The following is a 22,756-nucleotide window of genomic DNA, read 5'->3' on the forward strand; positions in this document are numbered from 1 at the left end:
GTCGGTCGCCATTCTGCCCTCTCATGCTCACCTTGCGTGGCCGATTCTGCACAGACAGTTCATTTCGGTCACTTCATATGAGTTTTCGAAACGGGATTGCATCCTAATCGTGCGTCAGTCAGTATCGAGCCGTCCGCACGACATGTGACACGCTGCACACGCATCGTGATCATCGATAGGAGGTCTCGATGGAGGTCAAGGGGGCGTGGGGGCTGGTGAGCGGGGGGTCCTGCGTATGGCGGCTGCCCGCGGACGAGGGCGGACCGGCGGCGGCGCGGCGGCTCGTCCGGCAGACGATGTCGGAGTTGCGGCTCGATGGGGACGTGATCGAGGACGGCAGGCTCGCCGTGTCCGAGACCGCGACCAACGCGCTGCGCCACGCCCGCGGCGGCCGGCCGGAGCTGTGGATCTGGGCGCGGACCGTCCCGTCCCCGCAGCTCGTCGTCTCGGTCTTCGACGGCGCGCGAACGTCCACGCCGCACGCGTCCGGGGCCGGGCTGCTGGACGAGCACGGGAAGGGTCTCGGACTCGTCCGCGAGGTCACGGCCGACTGGGGCAGTACGCCGACGCGCTCCCGCGTCAGCGGCGCGCCCGTCCGCGGCAAGGCGGTCTGGTTCGCGCTACCGCTCCCCCGCGACTGGCCCGGCCTGCACTACCGGGTCCGCCCGGACACGGCCGCGCGGTGCCTGCTCCTCAACCTCACCCGGCGCGGCTTCAAGGGCGCGCGCAGCACCGCCGAGGACGGCATGTCCCTCCTGATGCTCCCCAGCCTCACGGTGTGGGTACACCGCCGGACGTTCTGCTGGTGGTCCTCCCCGCACCGCTACACCCGCCGCCCCCTCATCGACCTCCAGGACACCACCGAACTCCTCGTCCACCACCTGGACACCACCCCCACCCACCCCTGCTCCCCCAACCCCTGAGAACCCGCCCCCGTCCCGCCTTCAGCCCGCTTGCCGCGCGCAACAACTCGTCCGTCGGCAGCCTGCGGGCCGACCCGGAGCCCCCTGGACATCGGCGTGAGCGTCGGGTCCTCGGCGGGATCGGGAATGAACCTGGGGTGATCGGCGGGAGTCTGAGTTAGGAAGCGGTCGTTTCTTTGGCCGCGCCGCCGAGCCGAGGACGGATGCACATGGCCACGCCTGACGCAGGAGAGCGCGACCGCGGCTGGATCGTGTTCGGTGTGCTGTTCCTCTGCACGGTGCCGTTTCTGCTCCTCGCCGCCGCGGGGCTGCTGAGCTTCGGACGGGAATGGGCAGCGACGTACGGCGCGTCCGGTAATGCCGGGACTTTGACCGTCACGCACACGGCCCAGGTCGGTGGCGGGTGGCGATCCCCGCGGAATTGCTACGGGGACTTTCACTCTGATCGGGGTGCGCGCACACCTGATGTCAAGGTGAAGCACTCGGGCTCCTGCGACCAGGGCCGCCGGATACCGGTACGGCTCGCGGACGGAACGGCCTATGAGCGCGGAATGTGGAGTTGGGCTCGCCTTGGGGCGACCGTGTTCGTCACCGCCCTCTTCCTTGTCTGCGGTTATGCGGCGTTCGGTTTCGGCACGGTGTTCGTGAAGTTCGGCCTTCGGTGGGTCAGGGGATGAGGGCGAGGGAGTTCAGGTCCAGGGCGTGGTGGGCGTGGCGGGTGGTCATGGTGCAGAACATCTCGTCGCCGCGCGGGGTGCGCTCGACCAGCATGGAGGCGCCGATCGCCATGACTATGCCGTGGAAGGCGTGGTGGCGGTAGGACGTCCAGCAGTCGTCCCAGGTGAGGGTGACGCCGCGGGTTGTCAGGGCCGCGTGGTAGCTCTGGACGAGGTCCTGTTCGTGGGTGCGGCGGGCTTCGGTTGGGAGGCTGGAGCCCAGGAAGTAGGAGAGGTCGGCGAGGCCGGGGCCGTAGGCGCAGGTCTGCCAGTCGAGGACGGCGGTGCGGGGGCCGCCGAACAGCAGGTTGTCGGCGCGGAAGTCGCCGTGGGACAGGGTCTGCGGGCCTTCGCGGGCGGTCAGGTAGGCGGGCAGGGAGGGGAGGAAGTCCTCGATCAGGGCGATGACGGCGGGGCCCAGGTCGGTGGCGTAGCGGTCCTTGAAGCCGGTGTAGAGGTCGGTGACCATCGCGGCGGTGAAGGCCGCCGCGTCGGCGTCGTGGCGGTTCAGCCAGGGCAGGGCCGCCAGGTCGGGGGCGTCCCAGCCCGCGGCGTGGAAGGCGGCCATCTCGGTGATCGCGGCGGCGGCGTCCTCGGGGGCGATGCCCGCAAGCTGGTCGCCGGGCCGCGCGGGGGCGAGGTCGGCCAGGAGGACGGTGTACTCGTCCGGTTCGGCGGCGTAGGCAGAGAAGTAGCAGGTGGGGACGCCCGCGTCGAGGCGTTCGGCGAGTTCGGCGTAGAAGTGCGCCTCGACCTCGTAGGTGCGGATGGCGCGGGCGGCGGCGCGGCTGGACGGGTCGGCCGCCGGGACCTTCGCGACCATGGTGGGCGGGAGGGGCGTCTCGTCCGCGTAGGTGAGGAAGAGGCGGAGGCTGTCGGAGACCTGGCCGGTGCCGACCGGCTCGGTGCGGACGGCGGCGACCTTCGTCCCGAGCGCGTCCGAGAGCCAGGACGCGGTCAGCGCGCCGGCTCCGGAGACCGGCCCGGTCACGCGGTCTCCTCGGCGAGGTGGGTCCAGCCGTGGTCCTGCCAGCCGGGCGGCTGGTGCCATTCGGTCCAGCCGTGGCCGGTGCGTCCGTCCTCGGTCTCGAAGCGGCACAGGGCGCGCGGGAAGTCGGCGTCGCGGCCGTCGGGGGAGGTGATGGAGACCGGTGCGAACGCCACCGGCGTCACGGTCATGGGCGCGCCGGGGAAGCGGAGGTCGGAGCGGGCGGGCAGGCCGTCGGCGAAGGTCGTCTCGGCGGAGAATCCGGCGCGGTGCTCGATGTCGCCGTCCGGCGGGACGGCGAAGCACGGCCACGGCAGCGGGAAGCCGACGTTGGCCTGCATGCCGTGGACGAACGTGCCGTCGTCGAGGCGGCCGGACGTCCACAGCCAGGAGACCTTCCACCAGTCGCGCTCACCCCAGCTGTGGTCGCGCTCCCCGGGCGCGTCGATGGCGATCTTCTCGCCGCCGACGCTGACCAGGCCCGTGACGGTGCAGGGGATCTCGTAGCGCGGGATGTCCTTGTAGGGGTAGACGCCGCTGACGGTGTCCCAGCGCAGGTCGAAGGAGAGTCCGGTGGTCTCGGTGGCGGCGCCGGCCGGGTCGGGGAGGACGGACGCGCGCCCCTGCAGGGTGACCCGGGCCGGGCCGAAGGGGTGGGGGATCTCCTGCGTCGCGGTATAGGCGTCGGCGTGGACGTCCGCCGTTCCGGGCTTGGGCAGCGGCGCGTTGTTGTCGGCGATCAGGAGCAGCGGGCGGCCCGGCCGTACGAGCGCCGCCCAGTACCAGGCGCGGTCCCAGTTCGGGTAGAGGCCGAGCCGCACGTAGCCGGCGATGGAGCCGTCGGGGGCCGCGAAGTCGAAGTAGTAGGACTCGTTCCACAGCGGCTCGGGGCCGGGTTCGTGCAGCCCCTCGTCCTCGGGCGTCAGGTTCCAGGTGCCGTGCTCGACGATCCTCGCCATGGACCCTCCGAAGGTTCCGAACGCGGTTCTAGAGCGTGATCTTAACCACGTCCGCCCATGGTGAGCCAGCCGCGCGGCGGGGATCTCACTGGGCGGGAGGGGGCGGCGGCAGTTCGGAAGGGCGGTTACTCTACCAAACAGTTGTTAGAAAGAGGTTCTCATGGATCTTGAGTTCGGGACGGCGGACGAGGCGTTCCGCGCCGAGGTGCGGGCGTGGCTGCGCGCGCACGTCCCGGCGGAGCCGCTGCCCTCGCTGGAGACCGAGGAGGGGTTCGCGGCCCACCGGGAGTGGGAGCGGACGCTCGGCTCGGCGCGCCTCGGGGTGGTGTCGTGGCCGCAGGAGTACGGCGGCCGCGGCGTCTCGGTGCTGCGGTGGCTGATCTTCGAGGAGGAGTACTACGCGGCGGCCGCGCCCGGCCGGGTCAGCCAGAACGGCATCAACCTGCTGGCGCCGACGCTGCTGAAGCACGGCACGCCCGAGCAGCTCGCGCGGATCCTGCCGCCGATGGCGGCGGGCGAGGTCATCTGGGCGCAGGCATGGTCGGAGCCGGGCGCGGGCAGCGACCTCGCGGCCCTGCGCGCCACGGCGACGCGGACGGACGGCGGCTGGCTGCTGGACGGGCAGAAGACGTGGAGTTCGCGGGCCGCGTTCGCCGACATGGGGTTCGGGCTGTTCCGGTCGGATCCGGAGTCGGAGCGGCACAGGGGCCTCACGTATCTGATGTTCCCGCTGGACGCCGAGGGCGTGACCGTGCGCCCGATCGGGCGGCTGGACGGCAAGCCCGCGTTCGCCGAGCTGTTCCTCGACAAGGTGTTCGTCCCCGACGCGGACGTCATCGGCGCGCCCGGCGAGGGCTGGCGGGTCGCGATGGCCACGGCGGGCAACGAGCGGGGCCTGACGCTGCGCAGCCCCGGCCGGTTCACGGCGGCGACCGAGCGGCTCGTCGAGCTGTGGAAGGAGCGCGCCGACCCGTCCGACACCGGGCTGCGGGACCGGGTCGCGGACGCCTGGATCAGGTCGCGCGCCTACCGGCTCAAGGGCTTCGAGACGATCTCGCGCGACGACGACATCGGCGCCGAGTCGAGCCTGAACAAGGTGTTCTGGTCGGAGCTGGACGTCGCGCTGCACGAGACGGCGCTCGACCTGCTCGGCCCGGACGGCGAGCTGGAGTCGGAGTGGCTGGAGAACTACGTCTTCTCGCTGGCCGGCCCGATCTACGCCGGCACCAACGAGATCCAGCGCAACGTGATCGCCGAGCGGCTGCTCGGCCTGCCGAGGGGATCTCGATGAAGTTCGTGTTGGACGCCGAGCAGCGGATGTTCGGGGAGACGTTGCGGCGGCTGCTGGGCGATGCGGGTACGCCGAAGATCGCGCGGGCGTGGGCGGCCGGGGACGCCGGGCCGGGGCGGGCGCTGTGGGCGTCGGTCGCCGAGGCCGGGGTGTTCGCGGTCGCGGTGCCGGAGGAGTTCGGCGGCGCCGGGCCGCTGCCGGTCGAGCTGGTCGTCGCGGCCGAGGAGCTGGGCCGGGCCGCGGCTCCGGGGCCGTATGTGGAGACGCTCGCGGCGGCCGAGCTGCTGGGCGAGTCGCCGTGGCTGGCGCGGATCGCGGAGGGCGAGGCGATCGTGTCGCTGGCCGTCCCGCACGCGCTGGACGCCGACGTCGCCGACCTCGTGCTGACCGCGGACAAGGTGGAGCGGAAGGCCGGCGCGGCGCTCGCGTCGCTCGACCCGGCGCGGCGGCTGTTCCGCGTCGAGGGCGGCGGCGGGTTCACCGACTTCGGCGTGCTGCTGTGCGCGGCGCAGCAGGTGGGGGTCGGGCGGGCGCTGCTGGACGTGTCGGTGGAGTACGCCAAGACGCGGCAGCAGTTCGGCCGGCCGATCGGCGAGTACCAGGCGATCAAGCACCATCTGGCGAGCGCGATGGTCGAGCTGGAGTTCGCCCGGCCGCTCGTGTACGGGGCGGCGCTGTCGTACGGGACGCCCGACTTCGCCCGGGATGTGTCAGCGGCGAAGGTCGCCGCGTCGGAGGCGTCCTACGGGCTGGCCAAGACGGCCCTGCAGGTGCACGGCGCGATCGGCTACACCGACGAGTACGACCCGTCGCTGTGGATCCGCAAGGCGCGCGCGCTGTACTCGGCATGGGGTTCGGTGGCCGAGCACAGGGCCCGCGTCATCGCTGCTCTGTGAAGTCCTTGAGCTCCACGCGGCGGACCTTGCCGGACGCGGTCTTCGGGAGGTCGTCCACGAAGACGACCTCCCGGGGGACCTTGAAGTTCGCGAGCCGCTCCCGGCAGTGCGCGATCAGCTCGTCCGCCGTGGCGCTCCTGCCCGGGCGGAGCCGGACGTAAGCGCGGGCGACCTCGCCCATCCGCTGGTCGGGGACGCCGATGACGCCCGACTCGGCGACGGCGTCGTGGCGGGCGAGGGCGTCCTCGACCTCGGCCGGATACACGTTGAACCCGCCGACCACGAACATCTCCTTGGTCCGCCCGGTGATGGCGAGGTTGCCGCGCTCGTCGACGCGGCCCCGGTCGCCGGTGTCGAGCCAGCCGTCGCGGATCGCCTCGGCCGTCGCCTCCGGGTCGCCGAGGTAGCCCTTCATGACGTTGTAGCCGCGGACGAGGATCTCGCCGTCGGTGCCCGCCGGGACCGGCTCGCCCTTCTCGTCGACGATCTTGACTTCGACGTCGTCGATGGCCCGGCCGGAGGTCGTCGCGATCGTCTCGTCATCGTCGTCCACCGAGCAGGCGGTCACGGTGCCGGACGACTCGGTCAGCCCGTAGGCGGTGACGACCTGCGGGAACAGCTCCTCCTTGATGCGGCGCACGAGCGCGACGGGCACGTCTCCCGCGCCGGTCACGGCCAGCCGGAGGGAGGAGAGGTCCCGCTCGTCGCGGCCGGGCGCGTCCAGCAGCGAGGTGTAGATGGTCGGCGGGCCGGGCAGCACGGTGATCTTCTCCTGCTCGATCAGCCGCAGCGTCTCCGGGACGTCGAAGGTGCGCTGGAGCACCATCGCGGCGCCCTTCATCACGCACGCCAGCACGCCCGCCTTGTAGCCGAACGTGTGGAACATCGGGTTGACGATGAGGTAGCGGTCGCCGGCGTTCAGGCCGGTCCGGCTCGTCCAGGCCGCGTAGGTGCGGACGTTCTGCTCGTGGGTGACCACGACGCCCTTGGCCCGGCCGGTCGTCCCGGACGTGAACAGGATGTCGGCGACGTCGTCCGCCCGGACGGCCGCCGTCCGCGCGTCGGCCTCCGCCGCCGGCACCGCCTTGGCGGTGAACCGGCCCCAGTCGTCGACGCCGGGCCGCGCGGGGCCGTTGAACGTGACGATGCCCTGGAGGGCGGGCAGCCCGGGGACGGCGCCCGACGCGTCCAGGCCGAGCATGCCGGGGTAGTCGATGCCGAGGAACCCGTCCTCCACGAAGAGGAGCTTCACTTCGGCCTTGGTGAGCGGCCAGCGGGCCTCGTCGCCCTTGTACCGGGTGTTCAGCGGGACGAGCGTCGCGCCCGCGCCCATGGCGCCGAGCACGGTGACGATCCAGCGGAGGCCGTTGGGCGCCCAGATGGCGATGCGGTCGCCCGCGCCGACGCCGGCGCCGATGAACGCGGCCGTCGCCTCCCGCACCTGCTCGCGCAGCTCCGCGTAGGTCACCCGGACGTCGCCGTCCACGACCGCCTCGGCGTCCGGAGAGTCCTGCGCGGCCCGCTCCAGCAGACCCGGAATCGTCAGCTCGCTCATAACCCTCCATGATGGGTGCGGCGGGGGCCGCCGGGCCAGGGCGTCCCGCTCACCGGTACCGGGCCAGTTCCCCGCGCAGCCAGTGGTAGGACGCCTTCGGCGTGCGGCGCTGGGTGGCGTAGTCGACGTGGACGAGGCCGAACCGCTGGTCGAAGCCCTCCGCCCACTCGAAGTTGTCGAGCAGCGACCAGACGAAGTAGCCGCGGACGTCCACGCCGTCGCCGATGGCGCGGTGCAGTGACCGGAGGTGGCCGTCGAGGTAGTCGATCCGGTCCTGGTCGGTGCGGCCGGGCTCGTCCGGCGCCGAGCAGCCGTTCTCGGTGATCAGGATCGGCGGCAGCGCGTCCCGGTAGGTGTCGCGGAGGCCGGTCAGCAGCTCGTGCAGGCCGTCCGGGACGACCGGCCAGCCGAACGCCGTGACCGGGTGGCCGTCGATCGGCACGTCCTCGAAGGGCAGGCCGGCGCCGTCGAGATGCCGCTCGACCTCGCGCAGGACGGACGCGCCGCCGGAGGTGGCGGCTCCACTGCGGGGAGCCGCGACCTTCGTCGGGCTGTAGTAGTTGACGCCGAGCAGGTCGAGCGGCGCGGCGATCGCGGCGAGGTCGCCGTCCCGGACGAACGGGAGGCCGGCCACACCGTAGGCGCCCAGGTCCGGGTAGCGGCCCAGCAGGAGCGGGTCGGTGAACAGGCGGTTCTGCAGGGCGTCGAACGCGGCCGCGGCGGCCCGGTCGGCGGGCGTGTCGCTCGCGGCCCACACCGGGCTGTAGTTGTTGGTGATCGCGACCTGGCCGGACGTCCGCTCGTGCAGCACCGGGACGGCGAGGCCGTGGCCGAGCAGCAGGTGGTGGGCGGCGGGCAGGGCGTCCAGGAGGAGCGCCTCGCCGGGCGCGTGGGTCCCGATGCCGTAGCCCTCGGTCATGTGGACGAACGGCTCGTTCAGCGTGATCCAGGCGCCGACGCGGTCGCCGAGCCGGTCGGCGACGAGGGCGGCGTACTCGGCGAACCGGTGCGCGGTGTCGCGGTTCATCCAGCCGCCGGCGTCCTGGAGCGCCTGCGGCAGGTCCCAGTGGTAGAGGGTGAGCGCGGGCAGGATGCCCCGCTCGGCGAGGGCATCGACGAGCCGGTCGTAGAAGTCGAGGCCCCTGGGGTTCGCGGGGCCGCGCCCGTCCGGCTGGACGCGCGGCCACGCCACCGAGAACCGGTAGGCGTTCACGCCGAGGCCGGCCATCAGCGCGACGTCCTCCGGCCAGCGGTGGTAGTGGTCGCACGCGACCTCGCCGGTGTCGCCGTTCTTGATCCGGCCGGGCTCGGCGCAGAAGGCGTCCCAGACGCTGAGGCCGCGTCCGTCCTCCTTCACGGCGCCTTCGATCTGGTACGCCGCCGTGGCCGTACCCCACAGGAAGCCCTCGGGAAAGCGGGGAAGCACGCGCGTCTCCTCTCCTAACATGAGTGGACGTCACATTAAAACATGAACATGTGTCATGTTCGGTCGGGGCGGCCGGGATCGGGACGGCCGGGATTCGGAGGGGCGATGACCGACGGGGTGCGCCGCAGGCCGACGCAGCGCCGCAGCGCGGAGCGGTTCGAGCGGCTGCTCGACGCCTGCGCGGAGCTGCTCGCCGAGACCGGGCACGACGCGCTGACCACGCGGGAGGTCGCCCGCCGGGCGGGCGTCCCGATCGGCACGCTGTACCAGTTCTTCGACGGCAGGTCGGGGCTGCTGTACGAGCTGGCCATGCGGAACCTGGCGATCCTGCTCGGGCGGGTCCACGAGCGGCTCACGACCGAGCCGGTGCGGACGTGGGCGGACGCGGCCGTGCTCGTCTACGACGAGAGCCTCGCGCTGCGCCGCAGCGTGCCGGGCTTCTTCATCGCCGACTTCCGCGACACCGGCGCCATCGACCAGGGCCTCGTCCGCCGGATCGACACCGAGATGGCGGCGCGCATGTACGAGCTCGGCACGCAGAAGGCGGGCCTGCCGCCGCTGCCCGACCACGAGCGCGTCCTGCTGGTCGCGATCACGGCGTCGGACGGCCTGCTCCGGCTCGCCTACCAGTCGGCCGAGGACGGCGACCCGGCCGTGGTCGCGCTCGGCGCGCGGCTGCTGCGGGCGTACTTCACCGACCTCGCGGCGGATCCCGTGCCAGATCCATAACATGAGCCTTGTTCACTTTTTCCTCGATCGGTGATATCACTCAGCTCAGATCCGTGGCCCCCACCCCGGTCGAGGTGCCCCATGACGTTCCGACGCTCCCTCCGACGTACCGCCTGCATCCCGCTCGTCCTCGCCCTGCTCGCCGCGCTCGCCTCCGGGCTGGCCGCCCCGCCGGCCGCCCGTGCCGCGTCCCCGTCCGCGCTCCCGTCCGCGTCCCCCTACGCGTCCCCGTCCGGCGGCGGCGGTGAGGTGCGCGGCTACATCGACGCCCACAGCCACCTGATGTCGTACGAGGCGTTCGGCGGGCAGCTGCTGTGCGGCAAGCCGTTCGACCCGGACGGCATCCAGGCGGCGCTGCGCGACTGCCCCGACCACGCCGCGAACGGCGCGTTCGCCTTCTTCGAGAACTTCACCCGGCACGGCAGCCCGTTCGGCACCCACGACCCCACCGGCTGGCCGACGTTCAAGGACTGGCCCGCCTGGGACTCCCGCACCCACCAGCAGGTCTACTACGCCTGGCTGGAGCGGTCCTGGCGCGCCGGGCAGCGCGTCCTGGTCAACCAGCTCGTCGCCAACCGGCAGCTCTGCGAGATCTACCCGCTGAAGCGCAACGCGTGCGACGAGATGGCGATCATCCGGCTCGAGGCGCGGCGGATGCGCGAGATGGAGTCCTACATCGACGGGCTCAGCGGCGGGCCCGGCAAGGGCTGGTTCCGCATCGTGCGGGGCCCCGAGGAGGCCCGCCAGGTGATCGGGCAGGGCAAGCTCGCCGTCGTCCTCGGCATCGAGACGTCCGAGCCGTTCGGCTGCCGCGTGATCGGCGGCGTCGCGCAGTGCACGCGCGCCGACATCGACAAGGGCCTGGACGAGATGCGAGAACTCGGCGTGTCCTCGATGTTCCTGTGCCACAAGTTCGACAACGCCCTGTGCGGGGTGCGGTTCGACGGCGGCACGACCGGCGCCGTCATCAACGCGGGCAACTTCCTCGGCACCGGCCGGTTCTGGCAGGCCGAGACGTGTACCGGCGCCGCCCACGACAACACCATCGCCCCGGCCGGCGCCGTCGACGGGCAGGTCGCCGAGTTCCTGCGGCTGCTCGGGCAGGCCGGGATCACGCTGCCGCTGTATCCGCCCGCGCCGCACTGCAACCTGCTCGGGCTGACCGACCTCGGCGCCTACATGGTGCAGGGCCTGATGAAGCGGCACATGCTCGTCGAGATCGACCACATGAGCGTGAAGGCCGCCGACCAGACGCTGCGCCTGCTGGAGGACGCCGGGTACTCGGGCGTCGTCTCGTCCCACAGCTGGACCGACGAGACCTACATGCGGCGCGTCTACCACCTCGGCGGGATGATCACCGGCTACGGGAACTCCGCCGACCGGTTCGCCGCCGAGTGGCGGCGCAACAAGAGCGCGAGCGACCCGCGCTTCACGTTCGGCTACGGGTACGGGCTCGACGCCAACGGCATGGGCCCGCTGCCCGCACCGCGCGCGGACGCGAAGGAGCACCCGCTGAGCTACCCCTTCACCTCGCCGGTCGACCCCGCGGTGAAGCTCGACCGGCTCCGCACCGGTCAGCGCACGTGGGACCTGAACACCGACGGCGTCGCCAACTACGGGCTCGTCGCCGACTGGATCGCCGACATGCGGAGCTACGGCGGGCAGGCGCTCATCGACGACATGGCCCGCGGCGCCGAGGCGTACCTGGAGATGTGGGGCCGTGCCGAGACCTGGACGGGCGGCGCGTGACCGAACTGACGACCGCCCGCCGCCCCGGCGAGCGCGACACCGCGGAGGTCGGGCGCAGCTGGCTGCTCGGCTACGCCGCCACGTGGTTCGGGTACTGGCTGGTGATCCTGCTGCCACCGCAGTTCATGACGCCGCACCTCATCGGGCGCATCGCGGCGGAGGACAAGGTGGACGTGCTGTCCTACCTGCTGGTCCAGAACTCCGTGGTGGTCGTGCTGTGCGTGCCGCTCGCCGGGATGGCCTGCGACCGCACCCGGACCCGCTTCGGCCGCCGCCGCGTCTGGGCGCTCGGCGGGTTCGCGGTCGCGGCCGTCCCGTACGCGCTGATCGGGACGCAGACGAGCTGGCCGGTCGTGGCGGGCCTGATGGTCGTCGTGTCGATGGGCGCGGCGGCGGTGCTCGCCGCGCTCAGCGCCGTGATCGCCGACCGGGTGCCGCACCACCAGCGGGGCGCCGCGTCCGCCGCGATGGGCGTCCCGCAGGTCGTCGCGCTCGTCGTCGGCATGGTGCTGGTGACGATGGTGGTCACGTCCGTCGCCGGCATGTGGGCGCTGATCGCGGTGCTGGCGGTCGTGTCGGCGCTGCCGTTCTTCCTCGTCCGGACGCGGACGCGCCCCGCCCTCCAGGCCGGCGGGCCGGCACCGGGCGCGGGCGTGCGGGTCCCGTTCCCGCGTCCGCGCCGGCACCCGGACTACTACTGGGCGCTGCTGTCCCGCGTGCTGATCAACGCCGGGAACCTGGCCGGGACGACGTACCTGCTGTACTTCCTCACCGACGTCCTGCACCGGCGCGACCCCGACGGGTCGCTGCTGATCCTCACGCTGATCTACCTGGTGTGCTGCGCGGCGACCGGCTGGCTCGGCGGGCGGGCGTCGGACGCGCTAGGCCGCCGCCGGGACCTCATCGCGGTCGCCGGCGCGCTCCAGGCCGGCGCGGCGGCGCTGCTGGCGATCGCGCCGGCCTGGCCGTCCGCCATGGCGGGGGCGGTGCTGCTCGGGGCGGGCTACGGCGCCTTCCTGTCGGTCGACCAGGCGCTCGTCACCGACGTGCTGCCCGACCAGCGCAGCCGCGCCCGCGACCTCGGCGTCATCAACGCGGCGCAGAACGTCCCGCTGGCCTTCGGCGTCGCCTGGTTCGTGCTCACGTTCGTCGGCGGCTACCGCGTGCTGTACGCGGTGTCCGCCGTGATCATGCTGCTGGGTTCCGCCTCCGTGTACCGGATCAGGAGTGTCCGTTGAAAGGTGTTTCGTGAAAGCGGTCATGGTCATGTTCGACACCCTCAACCGGCGGTTCCTGCCGCCGTACGGGGCATCGGACGTGCACGCCCCGAACTTCGCGCGGCTCGCCGAGCGCACCGCGACGTTCGACAACTGCTACGGCGGGAGCATGCCGTGCATGCCGGCGCGGCGCGAGATGCACACCGGCCGCCACAACTTCCTGCACCGGGGATGGGGGCCGCTGGAGCCGTTCGACGACTCCGTCCCGGAGATGCTGAAGGAGAACGGCGTCTACACCCACCTGGCCACCGACCACCAGCACTACTGGCTGGACGGCGGCGCGACCTACCACCCGCGCTACAGCACCTTCGAGTTCTTCCGGGGGCAGGAGGGCGACGAGTGGAAGGGGCATGTCGCCGATCCCGAGATGCCCGACTCCGTTCCGCATACGGCGAACCCGCTGCGCCGCCAGGACTGGGTGAACCGCCTCTACATGAAGGACGAGGCCGACCACCCGCAGACGGGCACGTTCGACGCGGGCGTGGACTTCATCAGGACCAACCATGCCGAGGACGGCTGGTTCCTCCAGATCGAGACGTTCGACCCGCACGAGCCGTTCTTCAGTTACGACCACTACAAGAAGCTTTATCCGGACGACTACGACGGCCCGCACTTCGACTGGCCCGACTACCGGCGGGTGACGGAGAGCCCCGAGCAGGTCGAGCACCTGCGCAACCAGTACCTGGCGCTGCTGTCCATGTGCGACCGGTCGCTCGGACGCGTCCTCGACCTGATGGACGACCTGTCCCTGTGGGACGACACCCTCCTGATCGTCTGCACCGACCACGGCCTGCTGCTCGGCGAGCACGACTGGTGGGGGAAGAACGCCCCGCCGTTCTGGGACGAGACGATCCACACCCCGCTGTTCATCTGGGACCCGCGCAGCCGGGTCGCGGGGGAACGGCGGTCGAGCCTCGTCCAGACCATCGACTTCGGGCCGACGCTGCTGGAGTTCTTCGGCGTCGAGCGCACCCCCGACATGCTGGGCGTCCCGCTGCGGGAGACCGTCGCCCGCGACTCCCCCGTCCGGGAGGCGGGCCTGTTCGGCTGCTTCGGCGGGCACGTCGGCGTCACCGACGGCCGTCACGTCTACATGCGCGCCTGCGCGGAACCGGGGAACCGGCCGCTGGCCGAGTACACGCTCATGCCCACTCACATGCGCGGCCGCATGCCGGTGGAGACGCTCCGGGACGCGACCCTGGCATCCCCGTTCTCCTTCACGAAGGGCGTGGCGCCACTCCGCCTCCCCGGCTTCTCCTACACCGACCCGCACGCGTTCGGCACCCTCCTCTACGACCTGGCGACCGACCCCGAACAGCTCTCGCCGCTCATCGACGACGGCCTGGAGCTGCGCATGGCGGCCTTGATGGTCGACTTGATGCGCGCGAACGACGCTCCGCCGGAGCAGTACGAGCGTCTCGGGCTTCCGGCGGAGGGCCCGGTGACGTCCGGGCACCTGCTCGTCCGGAGGCAGTGGGAGCAGGTCGTGGCGTCGGAGCGTCCGCCGCCGGCCGCCGCCGAGTTCCCCGCGTCCCGGCTGTCGGTGACGACGCCGACCCGGCTCCTGGTCGCGGACCCGGCCGCCGAGGCGGTGCTCCGCAAGCATCTGGGCGCGCTCATGGACAGCCCGCTGCTGCCCGAGGCGATGCCGTTCTCCCTGCTGGAGATCGCCGGCCTGGCGGTCGGCGTCATCGACCGGGAGACCCTGCACGCGATCGCCGGCGACCTGGCGGCCCTGTGACCGCGCTGAAACGCCTCCCCGGCGGGACGTTCCCGATGGGCGGCGACGACCCGGACGCCAATCCCGGCGACGGCGAGGGCCCGGTCCGCGAGGTCACCGTGGCCCCGTTCGCGATCTCCGCGTACACCGTCACCAACGACGAGTTCGCCGCGTTCGCCGACGCGACCGGCCACCGCACCGACGCCGAGCGGTTCGGCTGGTCGCACGTCTTCGCGGGCTTCCTGCCGGGCCGTCTGCGCCGCGTCTCCCCCCGAGCCGGCCGCGCCCCGTGGTGGTGTGCCGTGCGCGGCGCGGACTGGCGGCAGCCCGAAGGGCCGGGCTCGTCCCTCGACGGGCGCGCGGACCATCCCGTCGTCCACGTGTCCTGGAACGACGCCGCCGCGTTCTGCCGGTGGGCGGGCGTCCGGCTGCCGACGGAGCCCGAGTGGGAGTACGCGGCACGCGGCGGCCTGACCGGGAAGCGCTACCCGTGGGGCGACGACCTCACCCCTGACGGCGTGCACATGTGCAACATCTGGCAGGGCCACTTCCCCACCCGCAACACGGCCGAGGACGGCTACAAGGGCACGGCCCCCGTCACCGCCTTCCCGCCCAACGGCTACGGCCTGCACAACATGGCCGGGAACGTCTGGGAATGGTGCGCCGACCCCTGGGGGGACGGCGACAGCGACGGGGACGGCAGGGCGCTGCGCGGCGGGTCGTACCTGTGCCACGCGTCCTACTGCAACCGCTACCGCGTCGCCGCCCGCACCGCCAACTCCCCCGACAGTTCCTCGGGCAACACCGGCTTCCGCTACGCCGCCGACTAGAGGAGCGGAGGCGAAGGCCCGGTTCGCCGCCCGCATCCTGTGGTGACAGTACGTAGTTTCCCGGATACCTCTCCCATGAGCCCCAACACACAATGTGACTGTTCAGTCGCACTACGCACACGGGAGGGCTCATGAAAATCCGAAAGGCCGCCGTCGCCATGGCGGTCGCGGGCTCGGCGCTGACGGTCGCCGCGACCGCCACTCCGGCGCTCGCCGCCTCATGGCACAACACTGGCCAGACCTTCTACTGGTACTCCAGCTGCGAAGCCGCGGGCAAAGCCGGCATGCAGTCCGGCTGGCAGGCCTACGACTGCAAGGGCAGCTCCGCCCCCTGGGCCAGCTACGAGCTGTGGGGTCTGTACTGACCCGCACCGGTCGCTGACGTCGCCGCCCCCGCCGCTCCGGCGAGGGCGGCTTCAGCCGTCCGGGACGGGTGGGACGGACGGCCGTTCACGGCCGGAGCGAGCGCCAGATGCGGGACGGCAGGACGGCGGCGGCCTCGTCCAGGTCCACGGCACCCGGATCGGCCAGCCAGCGCCGCGCCGTCTCGGCGACCGGCCCGATCAGGAGCATCTCCATCATCACCGGCGACAGCCGCGCGACCCGTCCGTCCGCCACATGCGGCACCATCCAGGCGACGAGCTTCGCGATGCGCGGCGTCTTCAGTTCCGCGATGACGGCCGCGTGCTCCGGCAGGAACGCCGCGTAGGCCGACGAGTGGATGAACCGTGCCGCGTCACTGCGCTCGCGTGTGAAGCCCAGGTACGCCCGTGTCGCCGCCTCGACGCCCGCTTGCGCGTCGGTGACGCCGTCCAATGCGTCCAACAGGGTGTCGAGCAGGTCGGCCATGCAGCGCGCGTAGAGGGCGGCGGCGAGGCCGTCGAACGAGCCGAAGTGGTGGTAGAGGCTGCCGCTGCTCATCCCGGTGGCCGCGATGACGGCCTTCATCGTGAAGCCCTCGTGCCCGCGTTCGGCGTGGACTCGGAGCGCCTCGGCCAGGATCCGCGCGACGGTCTCGTCCGTGCCCTGGTGCTTAGGGGACATCGAGCACTTTCTCGGCGTCGGCCCAGAGCCTCGCCGCCAGGGGCCCGTCCAGGGCCCTCGGCTTGAGCGGCTTCTCCTTCCGCACCTGGAAGTACCGGCCCGTCCCGTCGGCGGTGATCAGGTCCGCGACGGGCGGGCCGCTCATCCGGACGGGCTTCAGCGCCCACTTCATCGTCCGCAGCAGGAACCCCCGGACGCCGGGACGGGAGCCGAGGTCCGTCCGCAGCACGCCGGGATGCACCGCGTCGATCGTCACCCCGGCGTCCCTCCACCGCTCGGCGAACAGCGGGACCATCATCAGGTTCGCCAGCTTGGTGCCGGCGTAGGTGTTGACGAGGTGGAAGTCCTGCCCCGTGGGCGTCCGGTCGGGGTCCACCCGGCCGGTGACGTAGAGGGCCGCGCTGACCTGCACCACCCGGCGCAGCCGCTCCTCCAGCAGCCGGTTCAGCAGGAACGGCGCGAGATGGTTGGTGAAGAACGCCTGCTCGAACCCGTCCTCGGTGAGCACGCGCCGGCTGGGCCAGACCCCCGCGTTGTGGACGAGCACGTCGACATCGGACAGCTCACCGGCCAGCTCCCGGACGGCCCGCACGGACGACAGGTCGCCCACGACCAGCTCCGCGCCGATCTCGCGCGCGGCGGCCGCCCCCGCGTCCGGACGGCGCGCCACGATCACCACCCGGTGCCCCCGCCGGGCGGCCTCGTCCGCCACCGCGCGCCCGACTCCCCGGTTCCCGCCGGTGACGGCGACCCGCAACGCCTCGCTCATGCCGGGCACCCTAGCGATTTCCAGAGAGCTTCTCTAGAGAACTCCTCCAATACCTCGCCCGTGGTATCGCCCACCGGCCCCGCTGCGCCGCCCGTCGTACGCGCGATGCCGCCGCGCACGTGACGACACCCCCCGAACCCGACCGGCATCGTCATGGCAGACGCACAGAAGGGACCGTGGACATGGCGATACAGGAACACACCCGCGCGCCGCGGGACGGCCGCTTCCACCTCGGCAGGCGCTGGCGCAGGACGACGCTGATCGTCCACATCGTGTCCGCCGGGGCGTGGATCGGGATCGACGTCATCGTGGCCGTCCTCGTCCTGACCGGCCGGTTCGGCACCAGCGACGACGTCCGCGGCCTCGCCTACCGGGCGCTGGCGACCTTCGTCGTGTGGCCGATGCTGACGTCCGCGCTCATCTGCCTGGTCACCGGCCTGGTCCTGGGCCTCGGCACCCGCTGGGGCCTGGTGCGCTACTGGTGGGTGGCGGTCAAACTCGTCCTCAACCTGATCTTGTGCACCCTCATCCTGGTGGCCCTCCAGCCGGGCATGGACGAGGTGAACGACTACGGCCGCACCCTGACCGCCGGCACCCCCGAACCGGCGTTCATCTCGAACCTGTTCTTCCCGCCGGCGGTCTCCCTGACAACCCTGACCTTCGCCACGATCCTGGCCGTCACCAAACCCTGGGGCCGCCTCCGCCGCCACCCCCAACCCCGTTGATCTGCGGCGTGTTGTTGTTTTCCGGCCGCTCATAACAACAACACGCCGCAGGTCAACGAAAAAAAAGGGGTCAGCAGGTGGTGAGCATGGCGGTTAGGGCGCTCTTTTCTGCGCTGTCCACCGTCAGGTCGTAGTACCACTTCACCTGGATCCAGGCTCGGGCGTAGGTGCAGCGGAACGCGGTGCGCGGCGGCTGCCACTCGGCCGGGTCCTTGTCGCTCTTGGACTGGTTGACGTTGTCGGTGACGGCCCACAGCTCGGGGCCGCCGAGGTCGTTGGCGTAGGTCTGGCGGCGGGACGTAGTCCAGGCCCAGGCGCCGGACGCCCATGCCTCGGCGAGCGGCACCATGTGGTCGATGTCCAGGTCGGACGCGAGGGTCCAGGTGGCGCCGTCGTAGGGCGAGTACCAGCGGCCGGACGTCGGGTAGCAGGACGAGTCGGTGACGATGTTCGTCCCGTCCCGCTTGAGGACGGTCTCGCGGGTGTTGCAGGACCCGGAGATCGTGATCCAGTGCGGGAACAGGTCGCGGTCGTAGGTGCTGCCGTGCGATTCGGCGGCGACGGTGAGGGCGGCCAGGCGGCTCGCGGCCGTGGCGGCGGACGGGATGTTGGGCGGGGTCGCGGACGCCGGCGCGTCCAGGGCGGCGACCAGCGCCGCGGCCAGGACGGCCGGGAGCAGGAACAGCGGCAGGCGTCGCATCGGGGGAGCCCTTCCGCGGCCGTTCCCGGCCGGGGCGGGGGGCGTCCCGAGGGGGATCGGGAACGGCGGCACTGCGACGGTGACATTTCCGGCAAATCCGAATAAACGTCACGCATTGCTCAGCCGTGGGCCCGCCCTTGGGCGAATGCTGCCGTCACCCCGATGCGACCTGCGGCGACGCTCAGGGCTCGCCGGGGGCCGTCGCCTCGTCACCGAGGCCGAGGAGGAGGGCGCGCAGCGTCGCGGCGAGGTCGTCCTGCTGGTGCTGGTCCAGCGCGGCGAGGATGCGGCGCTCGTTCTCGACGTGGGCGACCACGGCGCGGTCGATGAGGTCGCGGCCCGTGGGGGTGAGCGCGACGATGACGGTGCGCCGGTTGGCGGGGTCGAGTTCGCGCGTGACGTAGCCCTTGGCGACCAGCCGGTCGAGCCGGTTGGTGACGGCACCCGAGGTCACCATCGAGGAGCGGGCCAGCATGCCCGCCGTCATGCCGGTGGCCGGCCCGGCGCGCCGGAGCGTGGCCAGGACGTCGAACTCGCCCCGCTCCAGCCCGAACTCGCCGAAGAGGTTCTTCATCTCGCGCTCGGCGATCCGGGTCAGCCGCGAGAGGCGGCCGAGGACCCGCATCGGGGACGCGTCCAGGTCGGGACGGGCGCGGGCCCACTGCTCCAGCACGAGGTCGACGGCGTCACGGGCCATCCGGGCTCACTCCTCAACGTTGAACTGTTTGACATCAAGCTATCACCCGGCCTAGCGTCATCAACGTTAAACACTTCAACGTTGAGAGGTTGGCGTGAACGAACACCAGACGACACATTCGTCGCTGCGCGGATGGCTGGGGGTCGCGGCGATCACCGCCAGCCTGTTCGTCTTCCTCACCACCGAGCTGATGCCGGTCGGGCTGCTCACCCCGCTGAGCAGCAGCCTGGACATCCAGGTGGGGGTCGCCGCGCTGATGGTCACCCTGTACGGCGTGTCGGCCGGGCTCGGCGTCACGTTCATCGTGGCGTGGACGAGGCGGGTCAACCGGCGCGTCCTGCTGAGCGTGCTCCTGGCGGTGCTGGCGCTGGGGAACCTCGTCACCGCCGTCGCGCCGAACTACCCGCTGGTCCTCGCGACCCGGCTGCTCATGGGGTTCGCCAGCGGCGTGTTCTGGGCGATCGGCGTGAGCATGGCGATGCGGCTCGTCCAGGAGCGCCACGCGAGCCGGGCCGCCGCCATCGTCATGTCGGGCATCTCGATCGCCACGGTGGTGGGCATCCCGCTCGGGACGGTCGCGGAGGACCTCACGAGCTGGCGGACCACGTTCCTCATCTGGTCCGGCCTCAGCCTGCTTGTGCTGGTGGCCGTGGCCGCCGCGGTCCCCTCGCTGCCCTCGTCCAACGTGGTCTCGGTCCGCGAGGTCTTCGGGCTCCCGGTGAAGAACGTGCCGCTCCGCGCGGTGCTGTGCATCGTCGTGCTCTTCGTCCTCGGCCACTTCGGGGCCTACACGTTCGTGCGGCCGTTCCTGGAGGACGGCGCGTCCGCCTCGTCCGCCTTCATCACCGTGGTCCTGATCGTGTTCGGCGTCGGCGGCGCCATCGGCAACTTCATCGCCGGATACACGGTGAACAGGAGCCTGCGGGGCAGCTTCGTCGTCGGCTCCCTCGGGCTGGTGGCCGCCCTGCTGCTGCTGCTCACGATCGGCGACGGGCGGGCCGGCGCGATCGTCGCGCTGGTGCTCTGGGGGCTCGCCTTCGGCGTCGTGCAGCTGTCCCAGGTCAACATGACGCTCGCCGCCGCACCCGAGACGTTCGAGGCGGCGATGTCGCTCAACACCATGGCCTACAACACGTCGATCGCGCTGGGCGCGCTGTTCGGCGGGCTGTTCGCCGACAGCCTCGGCGTCACCAGCGTCGTGTGGTTCGGCGTCGTGCTCACGGCGGCGTCGCTGCTCGTCCTGCTCGCCACCGGCGCCCGCGGGAGGGCCTCGGGCGGCGGCACACCGGCCGCCGGGGAACCGGCACCGGCCACCGCCGCCGGGGACGTATAAGCCCCCGGCGGCGGCAGCGGCGGACGGTCAGGCGAAGCGGGCGAGGCCGGCCGAGATGACCGTCCGGTCGTCCGCCGCGGCCTCGAAGAGCAGGGCCCCGTCGTGCCAGGTCTCCACCCGGAGTTCGTCTCCGGGGAAGACGGGGGCGGCGAACCGGCCCTCCAGTTCGCGCAGGTCGGCCGGGTGCGCGCCCACGGACGACGCCAGCGGGAGCGTGAGCGCCGCCAGCGTGCACAAGCCGTGCATGATGGGGCGCGGCATCCCGGCCGCCTTCGCCGCCTCCGGGTCGATGTGCAGGTGGTGGTGGTCGCCCAGCAGCCGGTAGAGGGCCGCCTGGTTGGCCGCCGTGGCGACCGTCAGCGCCCCCGACGGCGGCGCCTCGGGGCGGCGGCGCGCGGACGGGCCGCGCTCGCCGCCGAAGCCGCCCGCACCCGGCGCGAACACCGACCACGTCGCCTCGAAGTACTCGCTCTCCACGGCCACGTCGAAGACCGCCGCCGAGCCCTTGTCCCAGACCTCGGCCACGCGGGCGCTCATCTCCACGGCCCCGGAGCGCGGCAGGTCCTTCAGCACGCGCAGGCGCTGGGTGCCGTGGACGGCCGTCCCGGTGTCGAACGCGCCCGCCGAGCCGAGGGCGTCCAGGGCCCACTGGGCGAGGGTCAGCGCGAACGTCGGGAGGACGCGGAGCCTCTCCTCGAAGACGAGGTCGAGGTCAGAGGCGTCCGCGCCGACCGCCAGCGCGTAGAGGATCGCCCGGGTCTCGTCATAGGTGACGGTCCGGGTGCCGAGGTCCTTGCCGCTCCACTCGCTCACGCGTCCGCTCCCAGGATCAGGCCGCTGGTCGGGACGCCGGTTCCGGCGGTGACCAGGACGTTGTGGACGTCCCCCGGCTGGTTCGCCGACGTGCCGCGCAGCAGCCGCACCCCTTCGGCGATGCCGTTCATGCCGTGGATGTAGGCCTCGCCGAGCTGCCCGCCGTGGGTGTTGGTCGGCAGCCGGCCGCCGAGTTCGAGGTTGCCGTCCGCGACGAAGTCCTTGCCCTCGCCCTTGGAGCAGAAGCCGAGTTCCTCGAGCTGCGGCAGCACCAGCGGCGTGAAGTGGTCGTACAGGATCGCGGCCTGGACGTCGGCCGGGGTCAGGCGCGACTGCGCGTAGAGCTGCCGTCCCACCAGGCCCATCTCCGGGATGCCGGTGATCTCGGAGCGGTAGTAGCTCGTCATCATGTGCTGGTCGTTGCCGGAGCCCTGCGCGGCGCCCCAGATCAGCGCGGGGCGGTGCGGCAGGTCGCGGGCGCGCTCGGCGGAGACGACGACGATGGCCTGGCCGCCGTCGCTCTCCTGGCAGCAGTCCAGGAGCCGCAGCGGCTCGGCGATCCAGCGGGACGCCTGGTGGTCTTCGAGGGTGATCGGACGCCCGTAGAACCACGCGGCCGGGTTCTTCGCGGCGTGCGCGCGGTCGACGACGGCGACGCGGCCGAAGTCCTCGCTGGTCGCGCCGTACTCGTGCATGTAGCGGCGGGCGAACATGGCGACCCACTGGGCGGGCGTCGACAGGCCGAACGGGTTCATCCACGCGTATGCGGCGCTGTCGGCGCTGACGTCCATCGGGCGGTTGGCCTGGCCGAGGCCGTAGCGGGTGCCCGAGCGCTCGTTGAACGCGCGGTAGCAGACGACGACGTCGGCGACACCGGTCGCGACGGCCATCGCGGCCTGCTGGACGGTGCCGCACGCGGCGCCGCCGCCGTGCCCGATGCGGGAGAAGAACTTCAGCTCGCCGATGCCGAGGTTGCGGGCGATGTGGATCTCGGAGCTGGTGTCGGCGGTGAACGTCACCATCCCGTCCACGTCGGACGGCTGGAGCCCGGCGTCGGTGATCGCGGCGAGCACCGCCTCGCAGGCGAGCCGCAGCTCGCTGCGGCCCGACTCCTTGGAGAACTCCGTGGCGCCGATCCCGGCGATCGCGGCCGCTCCCGGCAGCACGCTCATCCGTCACTCCCCTGCAGTTGGACGACGACCGTGCCGGTGACGTGCGGGCCGATCGCGTTGACGCCGCGCACCTTGATCTCGACCCGGCCGCCGTCGCGCTTCCCGGTGACGGTGCCGGTCAGGACCATCGTGTCGCCCGGGTAGTTGGGCGCGCCCAGCCGGATCTTGATGGCCTTCACCACGGCGGCGGGCCCGGCCCAGCCGGTGACGTACCGGTCGACGATCCCGTTGGTCGTCAGGATGTTCATGAAGACGTCCTTGGAGCCGCGCTCGGCGGCGAGCGACGGGTCGTGGTGGACGTCCTGGTAGTCGCGGCTCGCGATCGCGGTCGCGACGATCATCGTGCGGGTCAGCGGGATCGCCAGCTCGGGGAGCTCCTCCCCCACCGCCACGTCGGCGTAGGCCCGGCTCACGGCGCCGCTCACAGTGTCGCTCACAGTGTCG

At 72.0% G+C, this 22,756-nt stretch carries 23 protein-coding genes; 12 read left to right on the forward strand and 11 right to left on the reverse strand.

The features are described from left to right. Positions 1-188: 188 nt before the first annotated feature. Positions 189-923, forward strand: coding sequence for an ATP-binding protein (locus ABZ806_RS01050; protein ID WP_500214412.1), 735 nt, complete (start codon positions 189-191; stop codon positions 921-923). A 209-nt stretch (positions 924-1,132) separates the two neighbouring features. Further along, entirely contained in the window at positions 1,133-1,600 is a 468-nt protein-coding gene (locus ABZ806_RS01055; protein ID WP_500214414.1) for a hypothetical protein, read from the forward strand. Here the strand turns inward: ABZ806_RS01055 and ABZ806_RS01060 are convergent. After that, positions 1,590-2,630 carry a phosphotransferase gene (locus tag ABZ806_RS01060; RefSeq protein ID WP_500214415.1) on the reverse strand — a complete coding sequence of 347 codons (1,041 nt, stop codon included), beginning with the start codon at positions 2,628-2,630 and terminating at the stop codon, positions 1,590-1,592. The genes ABZ806_RS01055 and ABZ806_RS01060 overlap by 11 nt on opposite strands. Beyond that, a complete protein-coding gene (locus tag ABZ806_RS01065; RefSeq protein ID WP_500214417.1) occupies positions 2,627-3,586 on the reverse strand; it encodes a DUF7064 domain-containing protein in 960 nt (319 codons plus the stop codon). The genes ABZ806_RS01060 and ABZ806_RS01065 overlap by 4 nt, the downstream gene beginning before the upstream one ends. A 160-nt stretch (positions 3,587-3,746) precedes the next feature. On the opposite strand from ABZ806_RS01065, the gene ABZ806_RS01070 reads away from it, so the two are divergent. Both ABZ806_RS01070 and ABZ806_RS01075 read left to right on the forward strand, forming a co-directional pair. After that, positions 3,747-4,877 (forward strand): acyl-CoA dehydrogenase family protein, encoded by a 1,131-nt coding sequence (locus ABZ806_RS01070; RefSeq protein ID WP_500214419.1) that lies wholly within the window; start codon positions 3,747-3,749, stop codon positions 4,875-4,877. After that, on the forward strand, positions 4,874-5,773 hold the full coding sequence (locus ABZ806_RS01075; RefSeq protein ID WP_500214420.1) for an acyl-CoA dehydrogenase family protein: 900 nt from the start codon (positions 4,874-4,876) through the stop codon (positions 5,771-5,773). Before ABZ806_RS01070 ends, ABZ806_RS01075 begins: the two co-directional genes overlap by 4 nt. Here the strand turns inward: ABZ806_RS01075 and ABZ806_RS01080 are convergent. After that, a complete protein-coding gene (locus ABZ806_RS01080) occupies positions 5,757-7,328 on the reverse strand; it encodes a FadD3 family acyl-CoA ligase (RefSeq protein WP_500214422.1) in 1,572 nt (523 codons plus the stop codon). The genes ABZ806_RS01075 and ABZ806_RS01080 overlap by 17 nt on opposite strands. A gap of 49 nt (positions 7,329-7,377) precedes the next feature. Further along, positions 7,378-8,754, reverse strand: coding sequence for a GH1 family beta-glucosidase (locus tag ABZ806_RS01085; protein WP_500214423.1), 1,377 nt, complete (start codon positions 8,752-8,754; stop codon positions 7,378-7,380). A gap of 105 nt (positions 8,755-8,859) precedes the next feature. Between ABZ806_RS01085 and ABZ806_RS01090 the strand changes: the two genes are divergently transcribed. The 6 genes from ABZ806_RS01090 to ABZ806_RS01115 all read left to right on the forward strand — a co-directional run bounded on the left by ABZ806_RS01090 (position 8,860) and on the right by ABZ806_RS01115 (position 15,424). Next, positions 8,860-9,483, forward strand: a complete 624-nt coding sequence (locus ABZ806_RS01090) for a TetR/AcrR family transcriptional regulator (protein WP_500214425.1) — start codon at positions 8,860-8,862, stop codon at positions 9,481-9,483. An 81-nt stretch (positions 9,484-9,564) separates the two neighbouring features. Then, positions 9,565-11,232 carry an amidohydrolase family protein gene (locus tag ABZ806_RS01095; protein WP_500214427.1) on the forward strand — a complete coding sequence of 556 codons (1,668 nt, stop codon included), beginning with the start codon at positions 9,565-9,567 and terminating at the stop codon, positions 11,230-11,232. After that, a complete protein-coding gene (locus ABZ806_RS01100) occupies positions 11,229-12,470 on the forward strand; it encodes an MFS transporter (RefSeq protein ID WP_500214429.1) in 1,242 nt (413 codons plus the stop codon). Before ABZ806_RS01095 ends, ABZ806_RS01100 begins: the two co-directional genes overlap by 4 nt. Before the next feature lie 10 nt (positions 12,471-12,480). After that, entirely contained in the window at positions 12,481-14,250 is a 1,770-nt protein-coding gene (locus ABZ806_RS01105) for a sulfatase (protein ID WP_500214430.1), read from the forward strand. A 5-nt stretch (positions 14,251-14,255) separates the two neighbouring features. Then, positions 14,256-15,059, forward strand: a complete 804-nt coding sequence (locus ABZ806_RS01110; protein ID WP_500214472.1) for a formylglycine-generating enzyme family protein — start codon at positions 14,256-14,258, stop codon at positions 15,057-15,059. Between the two features lie 131 nt (positions 15,060-15,190). Then, entirely contained in the window at positions 15,191-15,424 is a 234-nt protein-coding gene (locus tag ABZ806_RS01115) for a hypothetical protein (protein ID WP_500214432.1), read from the forward strand. Positions 15,425-15,509: 85 nt separating this feature from the next. Here ABZ806_RS01115 and ABZ806_RS01120 read toward each other — a convergent pair whose 3' ends face one another. Beyond that, positions 15,510-16,103, reverse strand: coding sequence for a TetR/AcrR family transcriptional regulator (locus ABZ806_RS01120; RefSeq protein ID WP_500214434.1), 594 nt, complete (start codon positions 16,101-16,103; stop codon positions 15,510-15,512). Then, positions 16,093-16,872, reverse strand: coding sequence for an SDR family NAD(P)-dependent oxidoreductase (locus tag ABZ806_RS01125; protein ID WP_500214435.1), 780 nt, complete (start codon positions 16,870-16,872; stop codon positions 16,093-16,095). The genes ABZ806_RS01120 and ABZ806_RS01125 overlap by 11 nt, the downstream gene beginning before the upstream one ends. A gap of 182 nt (positions 16,873-17,054) precedes the next feature. Between ABZ806_RS01125 and ABZ806_RS01130 the strand changes: the two genes are divergently transcribed. Continuing rightward, on the forward strand, positions 17,055-17,597 hold the full coding sequence (locus ABZ806_RS01130) for a hypothetical protein (protein WP_500214437.1): 543 nt from the start codon (positions 17,055-17,057) through the stop codon (positions 17,595-17,597). 70 nt (positions 17,598-17,667) lie between these two features. Here ABZ806_RS01130 and ABZ806_RS01135 read toward each other — a convergent pair whose 3' ends face one another. Next, positions 17,668-18,297, reverse strand: a complete 630-nt coding sequence (locus tag ABZ806_RS01135) for an HNH endonuclease family protein (protein ID WP_500214439.1) — start codon at positions 18,295-18,297, stop codon at positions 17,668-17,670. A gap of 181 nt (positions 18,298-18,478) precedes the next feature. Continuing rightward, entirely contained in the window at positions 18,479-18,994 is a 516-nt protein-coding gene (locus tag ABZ806_RS01140) for a MarR family winged helix-turn-helix transcriptional regulator (protein ID WP_500214440.1), read from the reverse strand. 94 nt (positions 18,995-19,088) lie between these two features. Between ABZ806_RS01140 and ABZ806_RS01145 the strand changes: the two genes are divergently transcribed. After that, entirely contained in the window at positions 19,089-20,327 is a 1,239-nt protein-coding gene (locus ABZ806_RS01145; protein WP_500214442.1) for an MFS transporter, read from the forward strand. Between the two features lie 27 nt (positions 20,328-20,354). Here ABZ806_RS01145 and ABZ806_RS01150 read toward each other — a convergent pair whose 3' ends face one another. From ABZ806_RS01150 to ABZ806_RS01160, 3 genes are read right to left on the reverse strand one after another with little or no spacing between them, the layout of a single operon-like run. Next, complete coding sequence (locus ABZ806_RS01150; RefSeq protein WP_500214443.1) at positions 20,355-21,140, reverse strand: MaoC/PaaZ C-terminal domain-containing protein; 786 nt, start codon at positions 21,138-21,140, stop codon at positions 20,355-20,357. Beyond that, positions 21,137-22,312 carry a lipid-transfer protein gene (locus ABZ806_RS01155; protein WP_500214445.1) on the reverse strand — a complete coding sequence of 392 codons (1,176 nt, stop codon included), beginning with the start codon at positions 22,310-22,312 and terminating at the stop codon, positions 21,137-21,139. Before ABZ806_RS01155 ends, ABZ806_RS01150 begins: the two co-directional genes overlap by 4 nt. Continuing rightward, a complete protein-coding gene (locus tag ABZ806_RS01160) occupies positions 22,309-22,749 on the reverse strand; it encodes a MaoC family dehydratase (RefSeq protein WP_500214447.1) in 441 nt (146 codons plus the stop codon). The genes ABZ806_RS01155 and ABZ806_RS01160 overlap by 4 nt, the downstream gene beginning before the upstream one ends. Positions 22,750-22,756 lie beyond the last annotated feature (7 nt).

The organism is Spirillospora sp. NPDC047418, assembly GCF_040643275.1.
In the GTDB taxonomy this organism is placed as follows: Bacteria; Actinomycetota; Actinomycetes; order Streptosporangiales; family Streptosporangiaceae; genus Spirillospora.